At 35.2% G+C, this 4,512-nt stretch carries 4 protein-coding genes and 1 pseudogene; 2 read left to right on the forward strand and 3 right to left on the reverse strand.

The window, feature by feature from the left end; translation table 11 throughout:
* Positions 1-85: 85 nt before the first annotated feature.
* On the reverse strand, positions 86-1,702 hold the full coding sequence (locus M901_RS04560) for a hypothetical protein (protein WP_021277016.1): 1,617 nt from the start codon (positions 1,700-1,702) through the stop codon (positions 86-88).
* Positions 1,703-1,832: 130 nt separating this feature from the next.
* On the opposite strand from M901_RS04560, the gene M901_RS04565 reads away from it, so the two are divergent.
* Positions 1,833-2,603 carry a TSUP family transporter gene (locus M901_RS04565; protein WP_034720357.1) on the forward strand — a complete coding sequence of 257 codons (771 nt, stop codon included), beginning with the start codon at positions 1,833-1,835 and terminating at the stop codon, positions 2,601-2,603.
* 17 nt (positions 2,604-2,620) lie between these two features.
* Here M901_RS04565 and M901_RS04570 read toward each other — a convergent pair whose 3' ends face one another.
* On the reverse strand, positions 2,621-3,241 hold the full coding sequence (locus M901_RS04570) for a DUF6151 family protein (RefSeq protein WP_053335823.1): 621 nt from the start codon (positions 3,239-3,241) through the stop codon (positions 2,621-2,623).
* A 326-nt stretch (positions 3,242-3,567) separates the two neighbouring features.
* Between M901_RS04570 and M901_RS04575 the strand changes: the two genes are divergently transcribed.
* Positions 3,568-4,164, forward strand: a complete 597-nt coding sequence (locus M901_RS04575) for an HAD-IB family hydrolase (RefSeq protein WP_021277012.1) — start codon at positions 3,568-3,570, stop codon at positions 4,162-4,164.
* On the opposite strand, the pseudogene M901_RS04580 reads toward M901_RS04575, so the two are convergent.
* Positions 4,151-4,512: pseudogene (locus M901_RS04580) on the reverse strand (hypothetical protein); the annotation flags it as partial. The gene M901_RS04575 and the pseudogene M901_RS04580 overlap by 14 nt on opposite strands.

Here is a 4,512-nt window from a genome sequence, read left to right on the forward strand (position 1 = left end):
ACTCAATAAAGTAGAGGTAGAGAGAATAGATAACGACGATTACGTTAAGTAGGCTATAGAAGTAGACCTTACCGACACGTGGCCTCTATAAAGACCATTGTGAAAAATAGAATAAGAAGATATTCTTAAATTTATCAGAAGTTTCATTGGCCTTCTTTTTAAACTCAAAGAAGTTTCCTGAGTCTAGACGAGAGATACTTCCCAAGAAGATTGTTACAACTGATTTGATAATATGTGCTGCCAGATAAACTTGAGCGACTTTAATAAAGAGGTTGAAGTTCGTAAACAACTTAAAACTTTGTATCATGTAGAGAGTGATCATCCACATAATAAGAACAGAGCTATCTTTTATCTTATTCCAAATTGAGAAAAACTTCCTAAGTAAGAATGATCTCTTTTGGCGCTTGAAGAGAAACTCAAAGAACTGATCTATCCAGTCATTGAGCTTCTTAAAGAGAATATTCATCGCAAATAATGAGATAATACCAAGTATGAGTATAAAGAGCTGACCCGATATTTTGACATAACCTTCCTTTCCTAGAGAAACTTGTTCGCTGAGATAGAGGTATTTCGAGTAGAAGTAGCTCACGGCCCTATAAGGAGCCGAGATAAACTCATTCTTGATCTTTTTTAAGAAATCAAGTTGCTTCACGGACTTAAAAAAGAAGGATGCACCAAGCTTATTGTAATAACTTTCTCTTATGGCACTACTGCTTGAAACAAGATTATTAAGTAGTTTAAGTTCTTGGTTCTTCTTTTGTGTATAGTTTTTAATAATCTCTTTTCTTAGCTGGATGATTTCTGAACGTAATTTTGTGATGTCTGAAATATTTGTCTCATACTTCTTCTCATCAAGTGCAGCAGGAATATTTGGTAAGTTCAGTGATTCGCTAATACGAAAAAGACCAAAATAGTTTTCACTTGAAAGAGAAAGCCACAATGCCTCAATTTCTAGAAATCTTTCTTTCAAGACTTTATATGAATCAAGATTATCTTTACTTGATAGCCTCTTTAATTTTGCAGAGAGATCTTCAAAGAGTTTTATCTTCTCTTCAAGATTCTTGTTGGCCTCAATTCTCTTGTCTAAGAGTTCTATCTTAATCTTTGTTAGGAGATTCTTATATTCAATTAACTCTCTCTTACCTGAGCTCTTCTCGTTTAAAGATTGAGATTGCCCTTTAATTAAATCATCTTCAAGAGTTGATTTTTCTTTGAGCGCTACAGTGGAGTCTTTTGAAATTTTGTCTTTAATATCTGGAAGGGTATTCTCTGTTAAACTTGTCTCTCTAATCGAATCAAGAAACTTTCGATTCTGTTCTAGGATTTCAATCTTCTTAGTAAGAAGAAGAGAGCTCTGTTTTCTAAGTTCTTTTTGATAGTTCGTAAAACCGAGCTGTTTTAAGCAGTTATCAAGTGACTCATTCTCAATTTGAATGCCGTTCTTCTTATTAAGAGTCTCTTTAAACTCAGCTATTCTTTCATCTGTTTTTGATATTTCAAATTGATGACCAAAAATTGCTTGAAGGGAATAATGATCAATCTTCTTTCCTTGAGTGATCTTATCTAAGTTAGCATTTTGTTTTAAGAGATTTTGAATGACACTCTTATATTTTGGTACACTCTGTGTTTTTGAGCAGGCATTGGCGTAGCTCAATTGAGACATGATGAGGAGAGTAATAAATTTTACTGTATATAACTTCACATGGATTCCTAGTGATTAAGTTCATCTTATTTTAAATAAATTCCCTGTAAATTGCCTAGTTTTATTACTAGCTATTGGGCGTTTGGTCCTTTTTCTTTGGTACTTCTGATTCTTTGGGGTAAATTAAGCTGTGGAATACTCATTGATACAATATTTCTTTATTTTTACCATGGTCTGCTTTGCTGGATTTGTGGATTCGATTGCGGGTGGAGGTGGTCTAATCACTGTTCCCACTTATATTGCGATGGGTGTTCCAAGTGAGCTTATTTTAGGGACCAATAAAACCGTTAGTACCTCAGGTGGGATAATTTCCGTCTATCGTTATATTCGCAGTTCTGGATTAGATTTTAAGATTCTTATCTATGGGATAATTGGGGGAGTTATCGGTTCCTCTTTTGGTGCTCATCTGGCCACTATGTTAGATAGTAATAAGATGGTTTATATTCTGGTCATTGTTGTCCCAGTTATATTCGCTCTCAATATCTACAAATCAAGACTTAAGAGCGACCATGTCATTTCTCTTTCAAGATTTGCTCTCTTGTTGAGATGCTTTCTCATCGGATTAGTTATCGGTTGTTATGATGGCTTTTTTGGACCAGGTACCGGAACCTTTCTTATTGTCGCGATGGTTCTCTTTATGAATATGGAAATTCATCATGCTTCTGCTAATGCTCGAATCATCAATTTCACGAGTAATATTACTGCTTTTGCGATTTTTCTCATTAAGGGTCTTATTGCTTGGAAGATTGCGCTTGTTGCCATTATCGCAAGCATCATAGGGAATTATATCGGTAGCAGTTTTGTTGTTTCGGGAAATACAAAGGTTGTCAAAAAAGTTTTTAACTCCGTCTTACTTGGGCTGCTTATTAAGTCAGCTTACGATATTTATCTTCTAAGTTAACTTTTTTTGCTGTCTTGTTAGCATCTCTTTCTTAAGAGTTGTCGCTTTTCTTTTTCAAGAACCTCACATTCATTGACTGGGAGTCCATTTTCTTCGTTAAAGAAAGGATTGGGAAGATAGTTCTTTGTCAGCTTACCTAAAAGAAGTTTAAGAGCGACTTTAAAAAAGAGACTTCTAGGAAAGCCTTGAGTGGCACCTGCTGGTGGTTCTCCCTTGCTATATTTTGCCATACAGTAATACTTTATCTCGCCCAAGGCATCTTGCTTTGAAAAATGATCTTCCTCAAATTTCATAAACTCGACAAATACACCGGCAAAGTCCTTGTCTAGGCCAATCGTATTTGCAATAGGGGTTTGACAGCATTTTGTGTACCACCGAAATGGACCTTTTGAGCTAAGTCTCAGGGCCTTGATATTTTCTACTCCCTTAGTGAAAGTAATTTGAGATGGGGATATTTGAAAAAGTTCTGTCGCTCCATTTCTGTCAAGTAACGCTTCATTCTTTTCTAGAAAATGGGCAAAAGTCTGACAATCTATACACATACATTTGATGTGGTTTCCAGATTGTGGACTTATGTTCTTGAGTTCTCCTTCAACTTGAGAGCACTGACATTCAACTTTCACAGTATAACACTTCATATTTCTTCCCCTTATCGTTATATATTTTAACAATAGTTTTAGTCATGGCAAATAGAATGATACTTTTTAAACTGCTATACATTGATAGTGCTAATAATTAATCTAGTTTAATCAAATACAGAGAAGGAGGTATCAAGTTCCTTGTCATTTTAAGTAGATACCAGAAACTTAAAAGATTCAACTTACATAAAGTCGTTATGCTACAAGCGCATATCGACGTCTTTATTTGCTTTTATAACTTAAAATATTTAGGGGGACTTAGCCCCACTTAAGGGGAGCAGTTTAAATAGGTTGTCAAAATCGTTAAGAAATAGAAGAGTATTATTATGAATTTAGCACTTTTTGATTTTGATGGAACCTTGACTAAGGTTGATACATTTACTGCATTCATTAAACAGACAACACCGATGTCTCGATATGCTCTTGGCCTGATTAGGTTAATGCCGAAAATCTTTCTTTATAAATTGGGTAAGTATAAGGGAACATTTATGAGGCAAGATATTGTCGAAGTGGCCCTTAAGCGAAGAAGTCATGAAGAGCTGATGCAAAAAGGAAGAGAATTTGTTCCTTTTATGGACAGCGTTTTACGTCCTGATATCTATCAAAAGCTTTTAGATCATAAAGCAAAAGGGGATCGTGTACTTATTGTCTCTGCATCTCTTGATCTCTACCTAAAGCCATGGTGTCAAAAACATGGAGTAGAACTCATTTGTTCTGAAGTTAAGTTTCAAAAAGAAGTTTGTTTGGGAATTTATAGTTCAGAAGATTGTTCGGGACCGTATAAACTGAAGAAGGTTCTTGAGAAGTTAGCACCTAGAGACTATACGAAGATATTCGCCTATGGAGACACTCCGGAAGACTTCGAGCTATTGAGTATCGCAGATTATCAGTTCTATCGTGGAAAGGAATTTAATAATTCTTAATACCGTATTTACTAAGAATTTTTTGGAGAGAGCCGGTCTTCTTTAAGAGTGCAATATAGCTTTCCAATTCCTGTAAGCGGATAGGTGAACTACTGCTAACAAGGGCCGTATGCTTGTATTCTTGGTCATAAACCTCTGAAACCAATATTTGGTCTTTGAGTTTCTTTTCTTGGTTTATAGTTTTTCTTAATAGTGATTCTGTAATAACACCAATCTGACCTCTGTCCTTTAGTATTAAACTAATAATCGAGTCAGGTGTTGAAGTTAAAAGCATATTGTATTTTCTTCTTAGGACATTTTCGTTCGAGTTATAGTCTGCAAAAGCATAGTGGAATCCAAGGACACCTA

The organism is Bacteriovorax sp. DB6_IX (assembly GCF_000447775.1).
GTDB lineage: Bacteria > Bdellovibrionota > Bacteriovoracia > Bacteriovoracales > Bacteriovoracaceae > Halobacteriovorax_A.

Bases quoted from the DNA above. Each gene is read 5' to 3' on its own strand.
- M901_RS04570 (WP_053335823.1), bottom strand. From the start codon at position 3,241: ATGAAGTGTTATACTGTGAAAGTTGAATGTCAGTGCTCTCAAGTTGAA.
- M901_RS04575 (WP_021277012.1), top strand. From the start codon at position 3,568: ATGAATTTAGCACTTTTTGATTTTGATGGAACCTTGACTAAGGTTGAT.